Here is a 1,229-nt window from a genome sequence, read left to right on the forward strand (position 1 = left end):
TGGACTTGTAACGGATTTGTGCCGGTCACCTGAGCGTTTTATGCTCGCAACAGGAGACCGACGAGATGATGAAGCATAGTGAAGATTTTAAGCGAGAGGCGGTTCGGATCGCGCTGACCAGCGGGCTGTCACGGGAGCGGGTTGCCGCGGATTTGGGGGTCGGCAAGTCGACGCTTGGCAAATGGATTGCTCACTATCGCCCGACAGATTTGGTGGCGGAGCCACAGGCCGATCTGGCCCGTGAGAATGAGCGCCTGCGCCTGGAAAACCGTATCCTCAAGGAGGAGAGGGACATTCTAAAAAAAGCAACGCAGTTCTTCGCGAGCCAAAAATCGTGAGGTTTGCGTTCGTTCATGAGCACCGCGATCGCTGGCCGGTTGAAGGCCTATGCCGGGTCTTGCAGGTGTCTACGCGTGGCTATCGGGTATGGGCGTCACGCCCGACCTGCCAGCGCGATCGCACAGATCTGAAGGTGCTGGCGCACATCCGCGAGCAATACACCCTGAGCCGCGGTACTTATGGTCGGCCCCGGATGACGATGGAGCTCAAAGAGGCGGGTCTCGATGTGGGCGAGCGTCGTGTGGGACGGCTCATGAAGATCAATGGGATACGGCCCATTCGCACCCGTCGCCACAAGGTTACCACCGATAGCCAACACAACCTTGGCGTTGCCCCCAATTTGCTGGACGGGGATTTCCTGGCCGCTGCGCCGAACCAGAAATGGGCAGGCGATATCAGCTATATATGGACCACCGAGGGCTGGCTTTATCTGGCTGTCGTCATTGATCTGTTCAGTCGGCGTGTCGTTGGTTGGGCAGTCAGCGATCGGATGAAGAAAGACCTGGCAATCAGGGCGCTGGAAATGGCCATAAACCTGCGTCAACCGCCCAAGGACTGCATTTTCCATTCTGATCGCGGCAGCCAATATTGCTCTTACGACTTCCAGAAAAAGCTGCAGGCCCACGGTTTACGGCCCTCGATGTCGGGCAAAGGTAATTGCTACGACAATGCGGCTGTCGAAACCTTCTTCAAAAGCCTGAAGGCCGAGGTGCTCTGGCGCCAAACCTGGCCAACCAGGCGTCAGGCCGAGACCGCCATCTTCCAGTACATCAACGGCTTCTACAACCCACGTAGGCGCCATTCATATCTGGGCGGCATCAGCCCCCTCGCATTCGAGGCCAAGGTGGCATAGTGAGATAGGTGACCGGCACAAAGCCGTTACAAGTCCA

1 protein-coding gene is annotated in these 1,229 nt (G+C 57.5%); it reads left to right on the plus strand.

Features of this window, described 5'->3' with window-relative positions; genetic code table 11:
* The first annotated feature begins 65 nt into the window (after positions 1 to 65).
* Positions 66 to 1,192 (plus strand): IS3 family transposase gene (locus tag EOE18_RS18185; RefSeq protein WP_425464309.1). Its coding sequence is split into 2 segments (ribosomal slippage): positions 66 to 297 and positions 297 to 1,192, totalling 1,128 coding nucleotides; the frame shifts between segments, so codons are not numbered across the junction.
* The last annotated feature ends 37 nt before the right edge of the window (positions 1,193 to 1,229 follow it).

This window comes from Novosphingobium umbonatum (genome assembly GCF_004005905.1).
Lineage (GTDB): Bacteria > Pseudomonadota > Alphaproteobacteria > Sphingomonadales > Sphingomonadaceae > Novosphingobium > Novosphingobium umbonatum.